Below are 22,638 nucleotides of genomic sequence, written 5' to 3' on the forward strand. Positions count from 1 at the left end.
TCTGGGAACGGTCGCGGGAACGTTCCCAGAACGATGCGCCACGACTCGCCGGGTGTCAAGACCGATCCCGGGAACGTTCCCAACTTCCGGTAGGCTCCGGGGTGTGGTGACGATTCTCGATGTGGCCCGGGCGGCCGGGGTCAGCAAGTCCACGGTCTCCCGCGTGCTCGACGAACGCCTTCCGCGCTCCACCAACGCGACCGCGGAGCGCGTGCGCGAGGTCGCGGCCGAACTCGGCTACGTCCGCGACCCGCTCGCTTCCGGGCTGCGCCGCTCCGGGACCAGCACGGTGGGGGTGATCGTCCCCAGGCTCACCGACACGGTCATGGCGATGCTCTACGAGGCGATCACCGAGGTCGCGGCCGGACGCGACCTGTTCACGGTCGTGGCCACCACCGAGGACCTGCCGGAGGCGCAGGACAAGGCCGTGGAGTCGCTGCGGAGGCGCCGGGTCGACGGGCTCATCCTCACCACGGCGCGCGTCGGCGAGCCCGTCGACCTCGGCGGGACCCCCTACGCGCTCGCCCTGCGCACCGACGGAGCCGGACCGGCCGCCATCGGCGACGACCGCCTCGGAGCGCAACTGGCCACCCGGCACCTCGTCGACCTGGGGCACCGCAGGATCGGCCTGGTCGGCGGACCCGCGTACGCGTCGAGCGCACGTGGGCGCGCGGAGGGCTACCGGGAAGCGCTGGAAAGCGGCGGGATCGGGTTCGACCCGGCGTTGGTCGCCGGTGACGCGTTCTCGATCGAGGCCGGTGAGACCGCGGGGCGTGCACTGCTGGATCGCCCGGACCGGCCGAGCGCGGTGTTCGCCGTCAACGACAACACGGCGATCGGTGTGCTCGCCGCCGCGCACGCGCTGGGCCTGGAGGTGCCGAGGGACGTGTCGATCGTCGGCTACAACGACATCCCGGTGGTCAGCAGGCTGCCGGTGCCGCTGACCACCGTGCGGGTGCCGTTCCGGCAGATCGCCGCCGACGCGTTGCGCCTCGTCCTCGACGACGGGGCGGCGAGGGGTGAAACCGCGGTGAGCGCCCCGACTCTCATCCCACGAGCATCCACGGCACCGCCGCGTTGATGGTGCGCTACCCCGGGCTTCGTCCGGGGTCTGGACCGGCGTGCCCGGCACCGCGCCCAGGCCGTGCGATGCGGATGCCTACCGCGTAGCGGTGAGAGCGGCGACGTATATCGCTGCGGGGTTTCCCGGTTGCCAGCCCGGCAAGGGGTCGATCATGTCGATCTGAACGAAACCGCGGCGTTCCCAGAAGGCACGCGTGGCCAGGTACGGCTCGTACCCCGCACCAGCGTCGAGCGTCTTCACTTCGACCACCGCACGGCCGCTCTCGGTCAGATCGCGCACCACGCGATCCAGCAGCAGCGTGCCCACGCCCCTGCCGCGCAGCTGCGGCGCGACAGCCATCCACAGAATCTCCGCAGCACGCGCCGACCGGTGGTCCACGATCGCGAACCCGACGAGGACACCGCTGTTCGTGGCGACCCACGCCGGATGGGCCGACAGATCGGTCACGACCTTCTCGGGGACGTCATCGGTGAAGTAATCGGGAAGTTCCCGCACGATCGCAGCACAATCCCCGGCATCGCGGGGTTCTCCCGGGCGGACGGCGAACACGTCCTGACGATCGCGCGGTCAGCACCGATCGTCAAACTCTTTTCGGCTGCCCGCAGCTGCGACCGTCCCTCAGCCGATCAGGTCGGGTCGGACCCGGGCGATCTCCTGGGCGAGTTGCCGGACGGTGGTGCTGTTCGGCAGTCGCAACCGGACTTCCGGATCGGCTGTGGGCAGCTGGTTCAGCAGCGCTTGGTGGCGGGTGACGAAGCGGCGGTCGACCGGCGTGAACACCAGGGCCGGCGGCAGGGCTTTGGAGTTCGGGTCGTCCTTGACCGGCGGGCGCGCTTCCTGGCCGCGGATGGCGCGCACCTCCTCCCACGCGATCAGGTCGGACTTGCGGCCGGCCTGCCACCGGAGTCCTCGCTCGTCGACCGCGAAGCGGTGGGTGCGGGGGAACGTGTTGAGCATCAGCAGCAGGCCGCCTAGCGCGAGCGCGCCGAAGAGGAACATGGCGAAGCTGTCGGGAATGTCGCCGCGCGCCGTGTGGGACGGGTTCCCGACGTCCGGGAAGAGGGCGGCGAGGCCGAAGAACACGAACATGGCCAGCCCGAGGATGCACAACGTCCGGCCGGAGCGGTATTCGATGACCGGAGTCCCGGGGGCAGGGGACCACGCTTGTTCGGACATGACGGGCAGCGTAGTCGATTCCCGCCGCAAATCCGGGCTTTCATCCAGAACGTGACCTCAGCCGGTGCGATGGCGGCGGCTTTCCAGGGCGAGGGAGGTGAGGACTCCTGCCAGCAGACCCCAGAAGGCCGAGTTGATGTTGAGCGGGTGAACGCCGGAGACGGTGACGAGGAAGGCCACGAGCGCCCCGAGGGTGTAGGTCGTCTGGAAGGCGGTGACGAACGCGCCCTGCAGCGCTCTGAGCATGGCGAGGCCGCCGAGGACGGCGATGAACGCCGGGGGAGTGGCCAGCATGAACCGGACGAACGCGGGGGCGAACAGACCGACGAGGACCGCGCCCGCGCCGCAGACGATGCCCGCCGTGTACTGGCGCGAGCGCTCGGTGGAGGCGACCAGCAGGGCGTTGGTCGGCCCCGTCAAGCACGTCGACACCGCGCCCACGGCGGCCGCCGGCAACGACCACAGCCCGCACAGCACTGCCGCCACGTTCGTCGGCGGCCGGTGACCGGCCTGCTTGAGAACCGCTGTGCCCTGGCCGTTCTGGACCACCAGCACCGTGATCGCCAGCGGCACGACCAGCTCGGTGATCGCTCGCCACGAGAACTCCGGCACCTGCAGCATCGGCTCGGCCAGCCATCCGGACCCGGCCACCGCGAAGCGGCCCGAGGCGGCGACCGCGATCGCTCCGGCGACCAGCGCGCCGAGGATCGGCGGCACCGCACGACCTGCTCCTGGGAAGGCGCTGAGCAGCACGAACACCGCGATCATGGGTACGGCGACCAGGGCGTCCGAGCCGGTGGCGGTGACGAGGTCGAGGCCGAAGCGCAGGAACACCCCCGCCACCATCGCCATCACGATCGGCATCGGCAGCGCCGCCATGATCGTCCGCACCCAGCCGGTGAGGCCGATCGCGAGGATCAGCAGCGCGGTCACCACGAACGCGCCCAGCACCTCCGGCCAGCTCAGGTGGTCGAGCGACGCCCCGACGACGACCGTGCCGGGGATCGTCCAGAAGAACGCCAGCGGCTGCCGGTACACCCACGAGGCGATCGCGGTGAGGATGCCGTTGAGGAAGAACACCCCGAACACCCACGACGCCAGCTGACCGGAGCTCAGGCCTCCGTGGGTCCCGGCGCTCAGGATCACGGCGATCGGGCCGGTCGCGGAGAACACCAGGCCCACCACGCCACCGGCGACCGAGGACCCGCTCAGATCCCGCAGCACCTGGCGCGGGCGCGCAGGTGACGGGCGTTCGAAGCGGTCGCGGTGAGACGGACTTTCGGTTTCGGTGGTGAGAGTACTGGTCACGATCTCCCCTCGGTGGTGGGGGAAGTTTTCATGAAAACTTCCCCCACACCACGAACAGAAGGTTTTCATGAAAACTTCCCCACCACCAACCCCCTCAGAATCCAAAAGTCCTGGTGAAACCACCAATTCGTAAACCCCTGCCGGGATCTCCCAGGGTCCCGTTCGGTGGTGGGGGAGGGAAGTTTTCATGAAAACTTCGTCTACGTAGTGGGAGGGAGGTTTTCATGAGAACTTTCCTCCCACCGATGAGTGCAGGAGAACGCCGGGTGTCCGGTGTGGACACCCGGCGTTCGCGGAGTCCTACTGGTCGATCTTGTTGGGATGCACCGCCAGCGGCGTGACCTCGATGTCCATGTAGGCGAACAGCGGAAGCCCGGACAGCAGCGCGTGCAGCTCGTCGTGGTCGGCGACGTCGACGACCGAGACGTTCGCGAACTCACCGGCGACCCGCCACAGGTGCGGCCACCGGCCCTCGCGCTGCGCCTTCTGGCTGTAGGCCCGCTCGCGCGCCAGCAGATCGGCGCGCACCTCCGGATCCATGTCCGCGGGCAGGTTCACGTCCATCCGGATGTGGTAGAGCACGAAACCTCCTGATCAGGCGGGGTCGAGGACGAAGCCGTACTCGATGGCCTCGCCACCGGCCACCGGCTTCGGGTCCAGCATCAGCTCCGGCTTGACCGCCGAGGCGATGTCGTCGTCGTTGTGCTCGTCGCCGGGGAAGTACAGCTGCGCGGTCAGCAGCTCGTGGCCCGGGGCCGAGACCTTGACGTGCAGGTGCGCCGGCCGCCACGCGTGCCACCCGGCCGCAGCGATGAGCTTGCCGCACGCCCCGTCGGTGGGGATCTGGTACGGGGCCGGGCGAACCGTGCGGATCTCGAAGTTGCCCTCGGCGTCGGTGGTGAACGACGCGCGCAGGTTCCACTCCGGCAGGTTCGGCGCGAACTGCGAGTAGAAGCCGTCGGCGTCGGCATGCCACAGCTCCACCTTCGCGCCCGCGAGCGCGGACCCGTTGGTGGAGGTGACCTTCCCGGTCCAGGTCAGCGGCGTGCCCGGCTCGTCGTCGCGCATCGGGACCGAGCCGCTGGAGCCCTGCTCGGGGGCGTCGGGCACGTAGTAGGGGCCCTCGATGGTGCCCTTGTTGCCCTCGCGGTGTTCGGTGGCGACCTCTTCGACGACGTGCTCGACCCAGACGTCGAGGAACAGCGGCCACTCGCCGTCCTCGCCGACGCTGATCAGCCACGCCTTGAGCGCGTTGTACTCGTCGTAGGTGACCTTGTGCTTGCGGATCGTGCTGTGCACGGCCTCGATCACCTCGCGGGCCAGGGTGCTGACCCGCTCGGGCGGCGTGCCCTCGACGCCGAGGAACTTGTCGCTCTTGAACCGCTCGGTGGCGCTCGCGCCGGAGGCGGCGGCGGTGGCCTCGTCGTGTGCCGTGGTCATGGGAATCCTCCTTGATTCGCGGTGGGTGGTGTCAGCGGTCCTGGCGGTAGTGCCGGAGCTTGTCGGGATCGATCTCGGCGCCGAGCCCGGCGCCGGGGCGGACGGCTAGCTCGCCGTCGCTGATCGTCAGCGGTTCGGTCAGCAGGTCGTCGCTCATGTCCAGGAAGTTCGACAGCTCGCCCGCCCGGTGGGAGGTCAGCGCGTGCGCGGCGCCGAAGGCCACGGTGCCCAGCGTCCCGATCTGGCCGTCGATCTGGTTGCCCATCACGACCTCCAGGCCGAGTCCTTCGGCGAGGTGGTGGGTGCGCTGGGACCGGGTGAAGCCGGTGCGGGCGGTCTTGATGCTCACCGCCGTGGCCGAGCCGCCGAGGATCTCGCGGGTGACGTCGGCCGGGGTGACGGCGGATTCGTCGGCGATGAACGGCACGTCGAGCTGCTGCACCAGCCAGCGCCGCCCCAGCACGTCGTCGGCCGGGCACAGCTCCTCGGCGAAGAGCAGGTCGAGGTCGGCCATCTCCTTCATGGCCCGCGCCGACTCGGCGGCCGTCCAGCCGCGGTTGCCGTCGACGTAGAGCTCCACGGCGTCGCCGAGCCCCTCGCGCAGCGCGCGGACCACGGCGGTGTCCAGGGAGACCGGGCGGCGCCCGACCTTGACCTTGAAGGTGGTGATCCCGCAGGTGTCGCGCATCTTCTCGGCCTCGGCGACCATCGCGGCCGGCTCGTCGAAGCCGAGCATGTGCGAGACGCGCATCCGGTCGGTGTAGCCGCCGAGCAGCTCGGTCACCGACACGTCGAGGCTGCGCCCCAGGGCGTCCCACATCGCCATGTCCACAGCCGACTTCGCGGTCGGGTTGCCGACCGTGCGCGCCATCCGGGCGTGGGCGACCTCGCGCTCCAGCAGGCTCAGACCTGTGACCTGCGGTGCGAAGACCGATTCGATGACGGCGACGATCCCGGCCTGGGTCTCGCCGTAGGTGAACGGCCGCGGCGGTGCTTCGGCGACGCCGACGACCCCGTCGTCGGTGTGCACCCGCACCAGCACGTGCTCGGCCGCGTGGACCTCGCCGGAGGCGAAGCGCAGCGGCTTGCGGTAGGGGATGGCGAACGGGATCGCGTCCACCTGGGTGATCTTCATCAGCCGGCCTCCGCGGCGGGTCGTGCGGACGGGAAGACGTCCTCCAGCTCGGTGAGGACGGTGTTGACCAGGGGAGAGCTCGTGTCGCGGTGCCAGGCCACGGCCAGCTCCACCGACGCCGCCCCGGACAGGTCGCGGAACACGACCCCGGCCAGCGGCAGCGCCCGCGCCGACGCGGGAACCACCCCGACGCCCAACCCGCCGGCGACCAGCGCCAGCAGCGCGGCGGTGCCCGGGGCCTGGTGCTGCTGGACGGGGGTGAACCCGGCGTCGCGGCAGCTGCGCAGCACCGCGTCGTGCACCACGGAGTGGCGGCCGTCGTAGGTCACCAGCGGTTCGGTGCGCAGGTCGGCGGTGGAGACGACGGGCTCCACCGCCAGCCGGTGATCGGCCGGAACCGCCAGGATCAGCGGTTCGACCTCGATGACCCGGTAGTCGATGTCGTCGGCGGTTACCGGTGGCCGCAGCACGCCGACGCCCAGCGAGCCGTCGCGCAGCTGCGCGCACTGGTCGGCGGTGAGCAGCTCGGCCCGCACCTCCAGCTCGACCTGCGGCACCCGCTGGGCCAGCGCCCGCGCCAGGTGCGGCAGGTGGGAGAAGGCGGCGGTGCCGGTGAACCCGACGCGCACCAGTCCCGACCGGCCCTCGCCGATGCGCTGCACCCCGCGCACCCCGGCGTCCACGGCGGCCAGCACCCGCTGGGCCTCGCCCAGGAAGAACTCGCCCGCCGGGGTCACCCGCACCTGCCTGGTCGTGCGCTCCAGCAGCGCCACCCCGAGCTCGTCCTCCAGCTGCCGGACGGTGTGCGACAGGGCGGGCTGGGCGATGTGCAGCTGCTCGGCGGCCCGGCCGAAGTGGCACGTCTCGGCGACGGTGGCGAAGTAGCGCAGGTGTCGAATTTCCACGACGGTCCTCCTCCCACGTCCTCGTCGCCGATTTCTCTCACGGTAGGCACCGCGCTGATCGAAGACAAAGACCTGGTTTCGCGTGATTGATAAGCGGCATCGATGAATAGCACCCTAGGTCAGGTCTAGGTCTTTGTCCGGTGTGACCGGAACCACGGACTGTCATCGTCCTGGGTCAACGCCACGGCGGCCCCGGGTCGCCGCGATCAGAGTCGATCCGGCTGGAGGATCCATGACCGAGATGCTGAACCACGCCGCCGCCGTCGTCGCGGACGCCGTCGTCGAGGACCGCGAGGCCGGGGTCTACCGGGCCAACCGGCGGATCTTCACCGACGAGGAGATCTTCGAGCTCGAGATGAAGCACATCTTCGAGGGCAACTGGATCTACCTCGCCCACGAGAGCCAGCTGCCGAACCCCGGGGATTACTTCACCACCTACATCGGTCGCCAGCCGGTCGTGATCACCCGCGCCAAGGACGGCGAGCTGCACTGCCTGATCAACGCCTGCGCCCACCGCGGAGCGATGATCTGCCGCCGCAAGGCCGACAACCGCACCACGCTGACCTGCCCGTTCCACGGCTGGACGTTCCGCAACGACGGCAAGCTGCTCAAGGTCAAGGACCCGGACGGCGCCGGCTACCCGGAGACCTTCGACCGCGACGGCTCGCACGACATGACCAAGGTCGCCCGCTTCGACTCCTACCGCGGGTTCCTGTTCGGCAGCCTCAACCCCGACGTGGCGCCGCTGGCCGAGCACCTGGGCGACACCACCAAGGTCATCGACATGCTCGTCGACCAGTCCCCGGAGGGGCTGGAGGTGCTGCGCGGCGCCTCCACCTACACCTTCGACGGGAACTGGAAGGTGCAGGCCGAGAACGGCGCCGACGGCTACCACGTCACCGCCACGCACTGGAACTACGCGGCCACCACCGCCCGCCGCAACACCGGCGAGTCCAAGAACAGCACCAAGACCCTCGACGCGGGCAGCTGGGGCAAGTCCGGCGGCGGCTACTGGTCCTACCCCAACGGGCACCTGTGCCTGTGGACGTGGGCGGGCAACCCGCAGGACCGCCCGCTGTGGCCGCGGATGGACGAGCTCAAGGAGGAGTTCGGCGACGCCAAGGGCGAGTTCATGGTGCGCGGCTCCCGCAACCTGTGCCTGTACCCGAACGTCTACCTGATGGACCAGTTCTCCACGCAGATCCGGCACTTCCGGCCGATCGCGCCGGACAAGACCGAGGTCACCATCTACTGCATCGCCCCCAAGGGCGAGAGCGCCGAGGCGCGGGCGTGGCGGATCCGCCAGTACGAGGACTTCTTCAACGCCTCCGGCATGGCCACCCCCGACGACCTGGAGGAGTTCCGGTCCTGCCAGCTGACCTTCCGCGCCACCGCCGCGCCCTGGAACGACATGAGCCGCGGCGCCGAGCACTGGCTCACCGGGCCCGACGAGGTCGCCGAGGCGCTGGACATGCACGGCGTCATCTCGGCCGGTCAGAAGAACGAGGACGAGGGCCTGTACCCGGTGCAGCACGGCTACTGGCAGGAGACCATGCGCGCCGCCATCGCCGCCGAACGCGCCGGCCAGTGACCGCCTCGACAACCAGGAGAGTCCCGATGACGACCGCCACCCAGCAGATCACCCAGCAGGACATCGAGCAGTTCCTCTACCGCGAGGCCCGCTACCTCGACGACCGCGAGTTCGAGAAGTGGCTGGAGTGCTACGCCGACGACGTCGTCTACTGGATGCCCTCGTGGGGCGACGACGACCTGCTCACCGAGGACCCGCAGACCGACATCTCGCTCATCTACTACCCGAACAAGGGCGGGCTGGAGGACCGGGTGTTCCGGATCCGCACCGAGCGCTCCAGCGCCACCTCCATCCCCGAGCCGCGCACCAGTCACAACATCAGCAACGTGGAGCTCATCGAGCGGCGCGGCGACATCGTGGACGTGCGGTTCAACTGGCACACCATGTACTTCCGGTACAAGACCGTGGACCCCTACTACGGGACGTCGTTCTACACCATCGACTTCTCCGGGCCGTCGCCGCTGATCCGCCGGAAGACCGTGGTGCTCAAGAACGACTACATCCACCACGTCGTCGACGTGTACCACATCTGAGCGGGGCCGCTGTGAATCACCAAGTAGCGCTCTCCTTCGAGGACGGTGTCACCCGCTTCATCGAGTGCTCGCCGGATCAGACCGTGGCCGACGCGTCCTACCGGCAGCGGATCAACATCCCGCTGGACTGCCGCGACGGCGCGTGCGGGACGTGCAAGGCGTTCTGCGAGTCCGGCGACTACGACGGCGGCACCTACATCGACGACGCGCTCACCGCGGACGAGGCCGACCGCGGCTACGTGCTGCCGTGCAGCATGACGCCCAAGTCCGACCTGGTGCTGCGGATCGCCAGCACGTCGGCGGTGGCCAAGACGCAGGCGGCGACGTTCCCGGCGACGTTGACCGCGCTGGAACGGCTCTCGCCGACCACGGTGTCGGTGACGCTGAAGACCCCGGAGCGGGACGGCCTGGCGTTCCTGCCCGGCCAGTACGTCAACATCTCGGTGCCCGGGACCGAGGAGACGCGGTCGTACTCGTTCAGCAGCGCGCCCGACGACGAGCACCTGAGCTTCCTGGTCAAGCTCACCCCGGGCGGGGTGATGTCGGATTACCTCACCGAGCGCGCGAAGCCCGGCGACGAGCTGACGTTCACCGGACCGCACGGCAGCTTCTTCCTGCGCGAGACCGACCGGCCGGTGCTGCTGCTGGCCGGCGGCACCGGTCTCGCCCCGATCCTGTCGATCCTGCGCACCATGCGCGCGGCCGGATCGACCCGTCCCGCGCACCTGATCTACGGGGTGACCACCGACGACGACCTCGTCGAGCTCGACACCGTGGCCGAGCTGGCCTCCGGTATCGCGAACCTGACCTGGGACTACTGCGTCGCCGATCCCGCCAGCTCGGCGCCGAACAAGGGCTACGTCACCAAGTTCCTCCGCGACGAGCACCTGCACGGCGGGGACGTGGCGGTGTACCTCTGCGGTCCACCGCCGATGGTGGAGGCCGTGCGCACGCACTTCGCCGACGGCGGCGTCGAGCCGACCGGTTTCTACTACGAGAAGTTCGCCCTCGCCGCGACCCCGGAACCGGCCCCGGAACCGGTGGCTCTCGAACCGGCGGCTGGTCTCGAGGATGAGGGAAGTTTTCATGAAAACTTCCCCACCCCCACCACCCAACCCGACCCGGTCACGGAGAGTGGTGCGGAGTTGGGAACCCCGTCTGAACTGGAGGAAAACCCCGACTGGGGCCGGAAGTTGGCCGGTCAGAGCATCTTCCCGGAGTGTTCCGTTACCGCATCGGGTGGTGGGGTTGTGCGTTCGGTAGCTGAGGAGATCGCCGCGGCGAGTTCCATTGCCGGACAACGCATTTGGGACGGCTCTGGGAGCGGTGTCCGGGAGCTCGACGGTGGCGGGGTCTTGCGGGAGAACGTCGAGGCCCGGTGCGTCGCCGGCCAGGAGGTGCTGGCCGCGCGGTCCTTCGAACCGGTGGTGCCGCCCGCTCCGGGCGGGTACGAGATCGGCGAGGAGCACCCGTCGGTGCACGAGTCGGACGCCGTGTTCGAGGCGCGGCAGGCCCTGGAGCTGGGTGCGCTGGAGCTGACCATCGGCCGGCTCAGCTCGCAGCAGCTCGCCGGGTACCGGCTGCTCGCCGAGTCCGCCGTGCCCTACGTCGAGGGGGACCGGTTCGTCGACGCCGCCGCCTACACCGAGGCCAACGCGGCGTTCCACGACTACCTGTTCACCCTCACCGGCAACGAGCACCTCCTGCAGGCCTACCGCGCGCTCGGCGTGAAGGGCCACATGGAGACCACGCTGCGCAACGCCACCTGGTGCGATCCCCGCTGCACCCAGGACCACCTCGACATCGTCGAGGCCTTCGAGTCCGGTGACCGCACCGCGGCCCGGCGGCTCGTCGCCGAGCACGCCGAGCGCTCGAAGGTCACCACCCGGCGCGCGATGGCCGACGCCGAGGCCGCCAAGCGACCGCGGTTCGTCACCCCGGGCCGCTTCGACGGCAAGGTCGTCGTGGTCACCGGAGCAGCCCAGGGCATCGGCGAGCAGACCGCCCGCCGGATCGCCGCCGAAGGCGGCGACCTCGTGCTGGCCGACCGATCATCGCTGGTCGAAGGTCTGGCCGAGGAGCTCGCGGGCGAGCCCGTGGTGGCCGACCTGGAGACCTGGGAGGGCGCGCAGGCCGTGGTCGACGCGGCGCTGTCCCGGCACGGCCGCATCGACGTGCTGATCAACAACGTCGGCGGGGCGATCTGGTTCAAGCCGTTCACCGAGTTCACCCCGCAGCAGATCGAGACCGAACTGCGCCGGTCGCTGATGACCACGCTGTTCACCTCCCGGGCCGCGCTGCCGTCGATGAGCGAGCGCGGCAGCGGGGTGATCGTCAACGTCTCGTCCGCAGCCACCCGGGGCGTCCACCGCATCCCGTACTCGGCTGCGAAGGGCGGGATCAACGCGGTCACCGCCTCGCTCGCCCTGGAGTGCGCGGACTCCGGCATCCGCGTGGTCGCCACCGCCCCCGGCGGAACCGAAGCACCGCCGCGACGGATCTCCCGCGGGGGCTCGGCGCTCGAAACCGAGCAGGAGAAGGCCTGGTTCCAGGCCCACATCGACCAGACCGTGAGCACGTCGCTGATGAAGCGCTACGGCACGCTGGACGAACAGGCCGCCGCGATCACCTTCCTGGCCTCCGACGAGGCGTCCTACATCACCGGCACCGTCCTGCCGGTCGCAGGCGGCGACCTCGGTTGATGCCGCCCGGGACGGGGGTCGAAGCACCCCCGTCCCTCATCCCAGTCGTGCGGCCGCGCGCCGCCGGTCCGGCCTGATCAGGCCGAACTCCCTCCCCACACCCACTTCCGGGAGCCCCTCATGTCCGAAACCGACTCAACGACGCGTCGGCGCCAACGCACCGTGTCCTGGGTGGTCGCGCTGTCGACCATCGTGCTCATCTTCGACGGCTACGACCTCGTCGTCTACGGAACCGTCCTGCCCACCCTGCTCAAGGACCCGTCCCAGCTCGGAGCGATCACGCCGGGCCAGGCGGGCACGCTCGGCAGCTACGCGCTGATCGGCGTCCTCGTGGGAGCCCTGGCCGCCGGCACCTTCGGCGACCTGATCGGCCGGCGCCGGATCATGCTGATCAACCTCGCCTGGTTCTCGATCGGGATGGGTGCGACAGCGCTCACCCAGAGCGTCACCGCCTTCGGCATCGGCCGGTTCTTCACCGGCATCGGGGTCGGCGCGCTGGTGGCGACGGTCGGGCCGCTGGTGGCGGAGTTCGCCGACCCCGGTCGGCGGAACCGGCTCAACGCCATCGTGTACAGCGGTGTGCCCGCCGGTGGAGTCCTGGCGGCGCTGCTCGCGCTCGTGCTCGACGATCTGGTCGGGTGGCGCGGGCTGTTCTGGATCGGTGCCCTGCCGCTGGTGCTCGTGCTGCCGCTCGCGGCGGTCAAGCTGCCGGAATCGCCGAAGTGGCTCGCTTCGCGCGGTGAGGTCGAGCGGGCGACCGAGCTCGCCGAGCGCACCGGGATCGCGCTGCGCGCCGAACCGGTGCGGGCATCGGGCACCGCCCGCGCCGGATTTCCGGCGCTGGCGTCGAAGGAGCTGGCGTGGCCGACGGCGCTGCTGGGCCTGATGAGCTTCGCGGGACTGCTGCTGACCTACGGGCTCAACACCTGGTTGCCGCAGATCATGGCCAACAACGGCTTCGGCAAGAGCGACTCGCTGGCGTTCCTGCTGGTGCTCAACGTCGGCGCCATCGTGGGCGGTGTGCTCGCGTCGCTGTGGGCGGACCGGGTCGGGGCCAAGCGCGTGGTCGCCACGACCTTCGTCCTCGCAGCGGCCACTCTCGTGCTGCTGCCGCTGAAACTCCCGCTGCTCGTGCTGCTGTCGGCGGTCGCGGTCGCGGGGACCGGCACGATCGGCACGCAGGTGCTCGTCTACGGTCTCGTGTCGAACTACTACCCGACCAGGGCTCGGGCGGCCGGTGTCGCCTGGTGCGCGGGATTCGGCCGGATCGGCGGCATCGTGGGCCCCGTGGTCGGCGGCGTGCTCGTCGGCGCGGGGCTGGGCGGCACCACCGCGTTCTACCTGTTCGCCGGTATCGCGGCGAGTGCGGCGTTGGTGACGTTGCTGGTGCCGCGTTCGCACGAGGAGGCGGCGGGCGAACCGCCGGTGGCCGTGCCGACGGCCGGCAGCGCGAACGCCGTTTAAGCTGGTCGGCGCCCGTCGACGACGCGTCGGACGGGCGCCGACCCACGACGAGGTGGACGTGACACGACCAGCGCAGCCGCTGATCGGGCGGGCGGAGCTCCTGGCAGGTCTGGCGCAGATCCTCCGGACCGGCCAGAGCCGCTTCGTGCTGCTCAGCGGACCGCCCGGGATCGGCAGCTCGACGCTGGCCGAGCACCTCGCCCGCCGCCAGGACGGTCCGGTGCTGCGGGCCACGGCCTCGGAGTGGGAGGCCGATCACCCCTACTCCCTGTTGTCGCAGCTCTTCCCGGACCTGCCGACGTCCGGCCCGCTGGGCACGGCCGCCGAACTCGTCGCCCGGCTGGAACCCTCGACGGTGCTGGTCGTCCACGACGCCCAGTTCGGCGACGTCGCCTCGCTGCGCACCCTCGCCTCGTTCCAGCGCCACCACCCGGAAGCCGCGCTCAGGGTGGTGGCGACGGCGACCACCGGTGACCGGCGCGCGCCCGCCGAGACCCTGGACCTGCTGCCCCGGATCGCCACCGACTCACCCCGCATACCGCCGCTGGACGCGGGGGAGATCAGCGAGCTGGCCGCCGCGCACGGGGTCGCGCTGCACCCGACGATGGCCGAACGCCTCCGCCGCCACACCCGGGGCAGACCGCGCCCGGCCGTGCAGCTGCTCGCCGAACTGCCGCGCGCCACCTGGTCGCAGTTCGAACCCGCCCTGCCGGCACCGGCCGCCGTGCAGGCCCGCGTCCGCGAGGACCTGGCCGCGTGCAGCCCGGACGCGCGCCGGTTCGCCGAGGCCGCGGCCGTGCTCGGCACCGACGCCCCGGTCCGCCACGTCATGTCCCTGGCCGAGCTCGACGCGCCACCGCTGCCGCTGGTCGATGAGACCAGCGCCGCCGGACTGGTCGCCCTGCCCCCGCGCGGTCTCACCCACGTCAGCTCGCCCGACCCGATGGTCCGCGCCGCGGTCCTCACCGAACTCGGCCCCTGCCGGCGCGCTGAGCTGCAACGACGTGCCGCCGGGCTCGTCGACGACCCGGTCCGGTCGCTGCGGCTGCTGGTGGCCGCCAGTCCGGTCCCGGACGCCGAGGTCGCCGCCCGGCTCGACGAGCTGGCCCGCGAACGCGCCGCCGAAGGCGCCTGGGGCACCGCCGCCACGCTGCTCAGCGACGCGAGCAGGCTCACCGACGACCCCCAGCACCAGCAGGCCCTGATCACCCGCGCCGTCGACGCCCTGATCGGCGCGGGCGACGTCTTCCGCGCCACCGCCCTGATCCCGGAGGTGGAGAGCATCCGCGAAACCCCGCTGCGGGACGCGGTTCTCGGCTACCTCGCGCTGGTGCGCGGCCGCGCTGCCGAGGCGGGGAACCGGCTGCGCCGCGCCTGGGCCATCGTCAACACCACCCGCGAACCCGAGACCGCCGCGCTGATCTGCCAGCGCTACGTCCTCGACGCGCTGTGCCGCTACGACGGCCGCGATCTCGTGCTCTGGGCCGACCGCGCCATCGAGCTCGCCGGGCCCGACACGCCGATGGCGATCGAAGCCGAAGCGATCCGCGGCATCGGCCTGGCCGCCACCGGCAGCGCCGCGCAGGCCCTGCGCGACTACGACCGGCTCATCACCCGCCTGCGCCACGGCGCCCAGTGGCAGCGCGCCACGATGGCCAGGGGCTGGATCAACCTCATCGGGGACCGCATCGACGACGCCCGCGTCGACTTCGAAAGCGCCCTCCCGACAGCACATCTCGGCGGTTCGGCGCGGATCTCGCTGTGGGCGCGCGCGTGGCTGGCGCGGGTCCAGTTCCTCACCGGAGAGTGGAACGAGGCGCTGACCACCGTCCGCGAGGCGATGGAGATGCAGGAGCGCACCGGAATCCTTGTCACGGGCCCGATACTGCTGTGGACGGCCGCCGCGATCCACGCGCTGCGCGGCGATGCCGAGGCGACCGAGGCGGTGCTGCTGCAGAGCGCCACCGGGGCGGGCGACTACCAGATCATGCGCGTGCCGAGCCTGCTCGCCCGAGCGCACGCGGCGGAGGCCCGCGCCGATTCCGACGGGGTCCTGCGCGCCCTGCATCCGCTGACCAGGCCGTCACCGAGCTCCAGCGCGGACGCCCCGGGCCACTGGCCGTGGCAGGACATGCACGCCCACGCCCTGATCCTGCTCGGCCGCCTCGACGAGGCCGACGAGTTCCTGACCCCGCACGAGAAGCTCGCCGACCAGCGCGGACACGCCTCGATGCGCGCCCGGCTCGCCGCCGCTCGGGGGCGCCTGCACGGCGCCCGGGGCGACGTCGCGTCGGCGTCGGCGTCGTTCGACGAGGCGCTGGAGCTGATCAGCGCGCTCCCGCTGCGCTACGACCAGGCCCGCATCAACTTCGCCTACGGCCAGACCCTGCGACGCCTGCGCCGCCGGGCCCGCGCGGACGTCGTGCTCAGCGCCGCCCGCGACGGCTTCGCCGCGATGGGCGCCACCACCTACGTCGAGCGCTGCGACCGCGAGCTCAAAGCCGGTGGCGTGCACCGAATCCGACCGGAGCAGACACCGAACACCCTGACCCCGCAGGAGGAATCGGTCACCCGCCTGGTGGCCCGAGGGCTCTCCAACAAGGAAGTGGCAGCGGAACTCTTCCTCTCCAGCAAGACCGTCCAGTACCACCTCACCCGCGTCTACGCCAAGCTCGGAATCCGCTCCAGAGCAGAACTCGCGGCCCGCGTTCACGAGGACTGATCGAGCACGAATTCGGCCGCGCGCCAGGCGGTGGCCATGACGGGTGCGTTGAGGTTGCCGGAGACCATCGCGGGCAGGGACGAGGAGTCCACGACGCGCAGGCCGGAAACACCCCGGACCTGCATCCGGGGGTCGAGGACGTCGTCGTCGGCCGGGCCCATCGCGCAGGTGCCCATCGCGTGATAGCCGCAGTGGCCCCGGTTGAGGGCGGCGTCGGCGATCTCGTCCTCGTCAACGACGTCGGTTCCGGGCAGCGTCTCCTCGACGAGGTGGCGGGCGAGGGGCTCCTGGGCGAACAGCTCGCGCATCCGCCGCAGGGTGCCCGCCGTGGTGCGGCGGTCGTGGGCGGTGGTGAGGAAACCCGGGTCGATGGCGAGGTCGGCGTCGGGGTCCGCCGAGGTCACTGCCAGGCGGCCTTCGCTGGTGGGGCGCAGGGCGTAGCCGATGGCCTGCACACCGGGCTCGCGCTCCAGCTTCGCTTCGCCGCCCGCGTCGTGCGGGCGCAGCGAGAACGGGGCCAGCAGGATCTGGGCGTCCGGACGCGGCAGGTCCGGGTCGGTCTTGAGGAACCCGAGGACGTCGAACGAGGCTGCGGCCAGCGGTCCGCCGCGAGTCGTCAGGTAGCGCAGCGCCGAACGCGCCTGCGCTCCCGGTGAGCTCAGGTGCCGGTTGTAACCGAGGTCGTCGTTGAGGCGGAATTGCAGCGGGACCGCGCGGTGCTCCCGCATCCGCGCCCCGACCTGCGGGGACTCGACCCGGGCGGTGATGCCGAGCGGCCGCAGCACCTCGCCGGGGCCTATGCCGGAGAGCTGGAGCAGTTTCGGGCTGCCGATGCTCCCCGCGCACAGCACCACCTCCCGCGCGCAGCGGATCTCCACCGGCCGGCCCCGCGCGCGTCCCCGCACGCCGACGGCCCGGTCGCCCTCGAAGACCACGGAATCGACGGTCACCCCGGTGCGCACCCGCAGGTTGGGGCGCCGGCGCACCGGGTGCAGGAACGCGTGCGCCGCGCTGACCCGACGACCGCCGCGAGCGGTCATCGGCGACGGCCCGATGCGCTCGGCATCGGAGTCGTTGACGTCCTCGACGGCGTCCAGACCCAGCTGCGCTCCGGAGGTGATCATGTCCTCGCACAGCGGGTCCTCGGCCGCGGGAACGTCCACCGGCTGCGGCCCGCCCGCGCCTCGGGACGCGGACCCGCCCAGCGCGTGGTCCTCGATCGCCCGGAAGACCGGCAGCATCTCTTCCCAGCCCCAGCCGGGGTTGCCGAGTCGCACGAGCTCGTCGTAGTCCTCCCGGTGACCCCGGTTGTAGACGAGCCCGTTGATCGCGCTGGACCCGCCGAGCACCCGGCCGCGCACCCACTTCTCAGCGCGCCGCGCCGACCCCACCGGTTCGGTGGGGAAGTGCCAGGCGAACCGGGGATCGGCGATCAACTTCCCGAAACCCTTGGGAACCCGCAGCAGCGGATGACGATCCCGAGGACCGGCCTCCAGCAGCAGCACGGACAGGTCCGGATCGGCCGAGAGCCGATTCGCCAGCACGCACCCCGCGGAGCCCGCCCCGACGATCACGACGTCGACGCGCATCTCCCACCTCCGCAACCGCTCGCACCGGCGAGGGTCCCACCGGAACCGGACGGTGCGAAACCGAATTTCAGGAGGGAAACGCTGAGGCGGGTGGGGGCGAGGCCGTCGGGCCGGGGGTCAGTAGTTGGCGGAGTCGCGCCAGAAGAGTTCGACGAGGCGCTCGACCGTGATCTGCATCTGCTGGAGGGCTTCCGGGATGCGGTCGCGGCCGAAGCGCGTGCGGGGACCGTTGAGGGTCAGGATCGCCACCATCGTCCCCGCGCTGTCGCGGATCGGCCGGGACAGCGACAGCAGCTCCGGTTCGAGCTCGTTGTCGATGATGGCGAAGCCCTGCTCGCGGACCTGCTCCAGCTCCTTGAACAGCGCGTCGTGGTCGGTGATCGTGTACGGGGTGAAGGCTTCGAGCTCGTCGGGCAGCGTTCTGCGCAGTTTCTCCACCGGCTGCTCGGCCAGCAGCACCTTGCCGGTGGAGCTGGCGTGCATCGGGTAGCGCTCGCCGACCATGTTGCGCGAGACGATGCCGACCACGTGCGAACCGGCGGCTTCGGCGACCAGGTCGAGGCCGTCCTGGGCGTTGGGGATCGACAGGGTCACCGACTCGTTGAACTCGTCGGCCAGCTCCTGCAGCAGCGGCTGGGCGTGGGCGACCAGACCCGCGTAGGGATCGGCCTGCCTGCCCAGGCGGGCGAGCTCCCAGCCGAGGACGTAGTTGGTGTCGATGCGGTCGACCAGGCCACCCTGCTCCAGGCTGTAGAGCAGCCGGAACGCGGTCGGGCGGCTCAGGCCCGCGGCCTTGGCCAGCGTCGTGACGGTCGCGCCGGTGCGAGGTTGAGCGGCCAGTTCGCGGAGCAGTCGCACGGCCTTGGTGACCGACTTGTTGGCCAAGTCGGACTGCTCGGGCTCCTCGCCCATCGCCTCTCGCCTCCCGATCGCACCCGGCTGGGGTCTCCCAGCCGTGCGACCACCCTAACAGGCGCGTTCACTTAGTGGACGCGACGGAGCGAAACGGACGGAACCACCACCCTCCCCAGGGCTCACCACCCGTCGGGTTCGCTCCCCGAACACAACGTTCACCCGTCCGGGATCCTGACACGCCTGGCCGTGTCGAAAACCCCGGTTTTCACGCGTCAAAAACCCCGGTTCTCGTTGCGTGAAAACCGGGGTTTTCGACACGGGCGGTGCTCGTGCGGGTGTTGGGCTGGTCAGGTGGGTGTGACGTCGAACTCCACCGAGCCCCAGTCGGCGAACTCGCCGCTCCAGGTGCCCGCGGTGCTCATCCGCACCGCCTCCAGGCAGCTGCCGGGGAGGATGACCTGGCCCGGCTCGAACTCCACGCCGTAGGCCGCCAGCCGGTTGCACAGCCACGCCGTGGCCGACAGCGGGTTCCCGAGGATGTTCTTGGTGTTGCCCGACATCACCGGCTCACCGTTGAACCGCAGCGTTCCCCGCGTGTCGCTGAGCCGCAGATCGGTGATCCGGCGGGGCGTGCCGCCGAAGATCACCGCTCCGGTGGAACCGTTGTCGGACAAGGTGTCCGGCAGGTCGATCGCCCAGTCCCGCACCCGCGAGTCGATGATCTCGATCGCCGGCACCGCGTACTCCACGGCGTCGATGACGTCGGCGACGGTGAGGTTCGGGCCCCGCAACGGTCGCTTGAGCAGGAACGCGGGTTCCAGCTCGACGAACGGTGCGATGAACCGACCCGGGTCGATGGCCGTGCCCTCGTAGGCCACCGTGCTCGCCAGCAGGAAGCCGTAGTCGGGCTGGTCGAGGCCGAACGCGGCCTGCATGGCCTTGGCGATGTTGCCGAGCTTGTAGCCGATGACGCGATCGCCGTCGGCCACGGCCATCTCGACGGTGAGCCGCTGGACCTCGAACGCGTCGTCGGCGTCGAGCTGCTGCCAGGTCTTGCTCGGCGCGGTCACCGGCGTGCGGCTGAGCCGCGCCTGGCGCAAGGTCGCGGCGATCTCGTGGAGGTGCGCTGTCTGCATCGGGGTCGTCCTCTTCGTCGAGGGGTCAGTGGCCCGCGGCCAGGGCGGCGTGGGCGTACTTGTGGCCGGGGTGGTCCTCGGCGAGCCTGGTGGTGCCCGGACCGTGGAGCTTCTCGCGCAGCGTGCTGCCGGCGTACTCGGTCCAGACCGCCTCGCGGCGCTGCAGCTCGGGCACGACGAGCTCGATGAAGTCGGCGATGTCCTGGTACTTCACGGCGTTGCCGAGGTTGAACCCGTCGATGTCGCAGTCCTCGACCCACGAGATCAGCTCGTCGGCGACGGTCTGCGGCGATCCGACGATGGTGGGGCCGCTGCCGCCGATGCCGATGAACTCGGCGATGTCGCGCGGGGTCCACTCCTTGTCGGGGTCCATCTTGGAGAACAGGTCCACCATGGTCTGCCCGGCGTCGGTCTTGACGTGCCGCAGCGGCACGTCCGGGTCGAACTGGGACATGTCCAGCGCGGTCCAGCCGCTGTAGCGGGCCATCGCGCCGGAGTAGCTGACCAGCTTGCGGTACTGCTCGTACTTGGCCTGCGCGAGCTCGTCGGTCTCGGCGACCACGACGTTGAGCATCTGCAGCACCCGCAGCGAACGCGGGTCACGGCCGGACTCGGCGGCCTGCAGCCGCAGCGCGTCGACCTGGCGGCGCAGCGCCTTCTTCGACACCGCGTTGACGAACACCCCCTCGGCGTGCGCTGCGGCCAGCGCGCGGCCCTTCGACGACCCGCCCGCTTGAAAGATCACCGGCGTGCGCTGCGGCGACGGCTCGCACAGCGCGAAGCCGGGGACGTTGAAGTACTTGCCCTGGTGGTTGATGTCGTGCACGCGCTTCGGATCGGCGTAGAGGCAGCGCTCGACGTCGCGGACCACGGCGTCGTCGTCCCAGGAGCCCTCCCACAGCTTGTAGCAGACCTCCAGGTGCTCGGCGGCGACCTCGTAGCGCTCGTCGTGCGCGGGCAGCAGGCCGTTGCCGACGTTGCGGGCGGCGCTCTCGGCGTAGGAGGTCACCAGGTTCCAGCCGATGCGGCCGTCGGTGAGGTGGTCCAGCGTGCTGAACTTGCGGGCCAGCGAGTACGGGTGCTCGTAGGTCGTCGAGCCGGTCAACCCGAATCCCAGGTTCTCGGTGGCCGCCGCCATCGCCGAGATCACCAGCGCCGGGTCGTTGGCGGGCAGCTGTGCGCCGTCGGCCAGCGCGCCGGCGGCGCTGCCCTGGTAGACGTCGTGTCGGTAACCGGCGTTGTCGGCGAAGAACACGCCGTCGAACCGGCCCTCTTCGAGCAGTTTCGCGTACTCGGTCCAGTAGCGGACGTCCTTGTAGCGGTGGCCCTGGTCGTTCTCGTGCCGCCACAACCCCGCGGAGAGGTGCGCCGGGCCCTGGAACTCGAAGGCGAACAGCCGCATGCGACGAGACAGCATCTTTCTACTCCTGTTCAGACTCGAAGAAGGGGGATCTACTGCTGCGGCGCGGTCCACCGCTGCGAAGCGCCGGGCTGGTGGGTGCTGCGGGGCAGGCCCAGCGGGTTGGACTCGCGGAGCGCTTCGGGCAGCAGGAACTCGGGGGCGTTCTGGTAGGTCACCGGGCGCAGGAACCGGTCGATGGCCGCGGTGCCCACCGACGTGGTCGACGCGGCGGTGGTGGCCGGGTACGGGCCGCCGTGCTGCTGGGCGGGGGTGACCGCGACGCCGGTGGGCCACTGCCCGAACACGATCCGGCCGGACCCGGCCGCTGCGAGCGCCACGAGGTCGCGCAGGCTCCGCCGCTCGTCGGGGCCCGGGTCGTCGGCGGCGTGGACGGTCACCGTCAACGAGCCCGGCACGGCGGCGAGGACGGAGCGCAGCTCCTCGTCGGAGGAGTACTCGGCGATCACCGCGAACGGGCCGAAGTTCTCCTCCAGCAGCGCGGTTTCGGTCAGCAGCTCGCTCGCGCCACCCGCGTGCAGCACGGTCGGGCTGACCCGGGCGACGCCGGACGGATCGGGTTCCTCGGTGCCGCGCACCAGCACCTCGACGCCGTCGAGCTCGCAGAGCTGCGCGGTGGTCTCCCGGTAGCGCTCGGCGATGGCCGAGGTGAGCATCCGGGCTGCGGGGACGTCCCGGGCGAGTTCGGCGATCCGCTTGGGCAGCTCGGAACCGCTGGGCAGCAGCAGGATTCCGGGTTTGGTGCAGAACTGGCCGGCCCCTAGCGTGAACGAGCCGACGAACCCGGCGGCGATCTGCTCGGCGCTCTCGCGCTCGGCTCCGGCGGTGACCACGGCGGGGTTGATGCTGCCGAGCTCGCCGAAGAACGGGATCGGATCCGGCCGGGAGGAGGCGATGTCGAACAGGGCGCGGCCCCCGGTGACCGAGCCGGTGAACGCACCGGCGGCGACGCGCGGGTCGCGCAACGCCGAGACCCCGGCCTGCCTGCCGGTGATCAGCGCGAACGTGCCCTCCGGGGCACCGGATTCACGCAGCGCCGTGAGCACGGTCTCGGCGGTGAGGCGGGAGGTCTCGGGATGTCCGGGGTGGGCCTTGAGCACCACGGGGCACCCGGCCGCGAGCGCCGAGGCGGTGTCGCCACCGGCGACGGAGAACGCGAACGGGAAGTTGCTCGCCGCGTAGACCAGGACCGGGCCGACCGGGATCAGCCAGCGGCGCAGGTCGGGGCGCGCGCCCAGGGCGAAGTCCGGGTCGGCGCGGTCCAGCGCGATGCGCAGGTAGGAACCGTCGCGCAGTTCCTCGGCGAACATGCGCAGCTGAACGGTGGTGCGGGTGAGCTCGCCGGTGAGCCGGGCCTCGGGCAGGCCGGTCTCCCGCAGGGCTTCACGGACGAGGGCGTCGGAGCGGGCGTCCAGGGCGTCGGCGACCGCGGCCAGGGCGTCGGCCCTGGTGTGCGGGGAGGTCTGGGACCAGGTGCAGTCGGCCGCGGCGGACAGGACGCGGTCGAGCTGCTCCTGCGCTTCCTCGGTTTCGGTGGGGTTCGGTGTGGTGCTCATGTGCTCGTCTGCTCTCACTTCG

At 70.9% G+C, this 22,638-nt stretch carries 18 protein-coding genes; 6 read left to right on the forward strand and 12 right to left on the reverse strand.

Annotated features, from left to right (window positions below; translation table 11 throughout):
* Positions 1–103: 103 nt before the first annotated feature.
* A complete protein-coding gene (locus tag REH65_RS00365; protein ID WP_406690730.1) occupies positions 104–1,081 on the forward strand; it encodes a LacI family DNA-binding transcriptional regulator in 978 nt (325 codons plus the stop codon).
* 78 nt (positions 1,082–1,159) lie between these two features.
* On the opposite strand, the gene REH65_RS00370 is transcribed toward REH65_RS00365, so the two are convergent.
* The 7 genes from REH65_RS00370 to REH65_RS00400 form a co-directional block, all read right to left on the reverse strand.
* A complete protein-coding gene (locus tag REH65_RS00370; RefSeq protein ID WP_406690731.1) occupies positions 1,160–1,633 on the reverse strand; it encodes a GNAT family N-acetyltransferase in 474 nt (157 codons plus the stop codon).
* 69 nt (positions 1,634–1,702) lie between these two features.
* Positions 1,703–2,260: a hypothetical protein gene (locus REH65_RS00375; protein WP_406690732.1), complete on the reverse strand. Its 558-nt coding sequence runs from the start codon at positions 2,258–2,260 to the stop codon at positions 1,703–1,705.
* A 57-nt stretch (positions 2,261–2,317) separates the two neighbouring features.
* Positions 2,318–3,568 (reverse strand): benzoate/H(+) symporter BenE family transporter, encoded by a 1,251-nt coding sequence (locus REH65_RS00380; RefSeq protein WP_406690733.1) that lies wholly within the window; start codon positions 3,566–3,568, stop codon positions 2,318–2,320.
* Between the two features lie 300 nt (positions 3,569–3,868).
* The gene (catC, locus tag REH65_RS00385; protein WP_281456582.1) at positions 3,869–4,150 is read right to left on the reverse strand and encodes a muconolactone Delta-isomerase; all 282 of its coding nucleotides are present in this window, start codon (positions 4,148–4,150) and stop codon (positions 3,869–3,871) included.
* A gap of 12 nt (positions 4,151–4,162) precedes the next feature.
* Entirely contained in the window at positions 4,163–5,008 is an 846-nt protein-coding gene (gene catA / locus REH65_RS00390) for a catechol 1,2-dioxygenase (protein ID WP_406690734.1), read from the reverse strand.
* Positions 5,009–5,039: 31 nt separating this feature from the next.
* Entirely contained in the window at positions 5,040–6,143 is a 1,104-nt protein-coding gene (locus REH65_RS00395; protein ID WP_406690735.1) for a mandelate racemase/muconate lactonizing enzyme family protein, read from the reverse strand.
* A complete protein-coding gene (locus REH65_RS00400; protein WP_406690736.1) occupies positions 6,143–7,048 on the reverse strand; it encodes a LysR substrate-binding domain-containing protein in 906 nt (301 codons plus the stop codon). Before REH65_RS00400 ends, REH65_RS00395 begins: the two co-directional genes overlap by 1 nt.
* A 232-nt stretch (positions 7,049–7,280) precedes the next feature.
* On the opposite strand from REH65_RS00400, the gene benA reads away from it, so the two are divergent.
* The 5 genes from benA (at position 7,281) to REH65_RS00425 (ending at position 16,060) form a co-directional block, all read left to right on the forward strand.
* Complete coding sequence (benA, locus tag REH65_RS00405; RefSeq protein WP_406690737.1) at positions 7,281–8,639, forward strand: benzoate 1,2-dioxygenase large subunit; 1,359 nt, start codon at positions 7,281–7,283, stop codon at positions 8,637–8,639.
* 26 nt (positions 8,640–8,665) lie between these two features.
* Complete coding sequence (gene benB, locus REH65_RS00410) at positions 8,666–9,172, forward strand: benzoate 1,2-dioxygenase small subunit (RefSeq protein WP_281456587.1); 507 nt, start codon at positions 8,666–8,668, stop codon at positions 9,170–9,172.
* 11 nt (positions 9,173–9,183) lie between these two features.
* Positions 9,184–11,874 carry a benzoate 1,2-dioxygenase electron transfer component BenC gene (gene benC / locus REH65_RS00415; RefSeq protein WP_406690738.1) on the forward strand — a complete coding sequence of 897 codons (2,691 nt, stop codon included), beginning with the start codon at positions 9,184–9,186 and terminating at the stop codon, positions 11,872–11,874.
* A 120-nt stretch (positions 11,875–11,994) separates the two neighbouring features.
* Complete coding sequence (locus tag REH65_RS00420; RefSeq protein ID WP_406690739.1) at positions 11,995–13,338, forward strand: MFS transporter; 1,344 nt, start codon at positions 11,995–11,997, stop codon at positions 13,336–13,338.
* A 58-nt stretch (positions 13,339–13,396) separates the two neighbouring features.
* Positions 13,397–16,060: a LuxR C-terminal-related transcriptional regulator gene (locus REH65_RS00425; protein ID WP_406690740.1), complete on the forward strand. Its 2,664-nt coding sequence runs from the start codon at positions 13,397–13,399 to the stop codon at positions 16,058–16,060.
* Here REH65_RS00425 and REH65_RS00430 read toward each other — a convergent pair.
* The 5 genes from REH65_RS00430 to REH65_RS00450 form a co-directional block, all read right to left on the reverse strand.
* Positions 16,048–17,649 carry a GMC family oxidoreductase gene (locus REH65_RS00430; RefSeq protein ID WP_406690741.1) on the reverse strand — a complete coding sequence of 534 codons (1,602 nt, stop codon included), beginning with the start codon at positions 17,647–17,649 and terminating at the stop codon, positions 16,048–16,050. The two genes, REH65_RS00425 and REH65_RS00430, sit on opposite strands and share 13 nt — an antisense overlap.
* Positions 17,650–17,766: 117 nt before the next feature.
* Positions 17,767–18,561, reverse strand: a complete 795-nt coding sequence (locus REH65_RS00435) for an IclR family transcriptional regulator (RefSeq protein ID WP_281454037.1) — start codon at positions 18,559–18,561, stop codon at positions 17,767–17,769.
* Positions 18,562–18,851: 290 nt separating this feature from the next.
* Complete coding sequence (locus tag REH65_RS00440) at positions 18,852–19,640, reverse strand: 2-keto-4-pentenoate hydratase (protein WP_406690742.1); 789 nt, start codon at positions 19,638–19,640, stop codon at positions 18,852–18,854.
* Positions 19,641–19,665: 25 nt separating this feature from the next.
* Positions 19,666–21,057: an LLM class flavin-dependent oxidoreductase gene (locus REH65_RS00445; RefSeq protein WP_406690743.1), complete on the reverse strand. Its 1,392-nt coding sequence runs from the start codon at positions 21,055–21,057 to the stop codon at positions 19,666–19,668.
* 35 nt (positions 21,058–21,092) lie between these two features.
* Positions 21,093–22,616 (reverse strand): aldehyde dehydrogenase (NADP(+)), encoded by a 1,524-nt coding sequence (locus REH65_RS00450; protein ID WP_406690744.1) that lies wholly within the window; start codon positions 22,614–22,616, stop codon positions 21,093–21,095.
* Positions 22,617–22,638: the final 22 nt, after the last annotated feature.

Origin of the sequence: Saccharopolyspora sp. ID03-671, from assembly GCF_045278815.1 — a bacterium.
Lineage (GTDB): Bacteria > Actinomycetota > Actinomycetes > Mycobacteriales > Pseudonocardiaceae > Saccharopolyspora > Saccharopolyspora ipomoeae.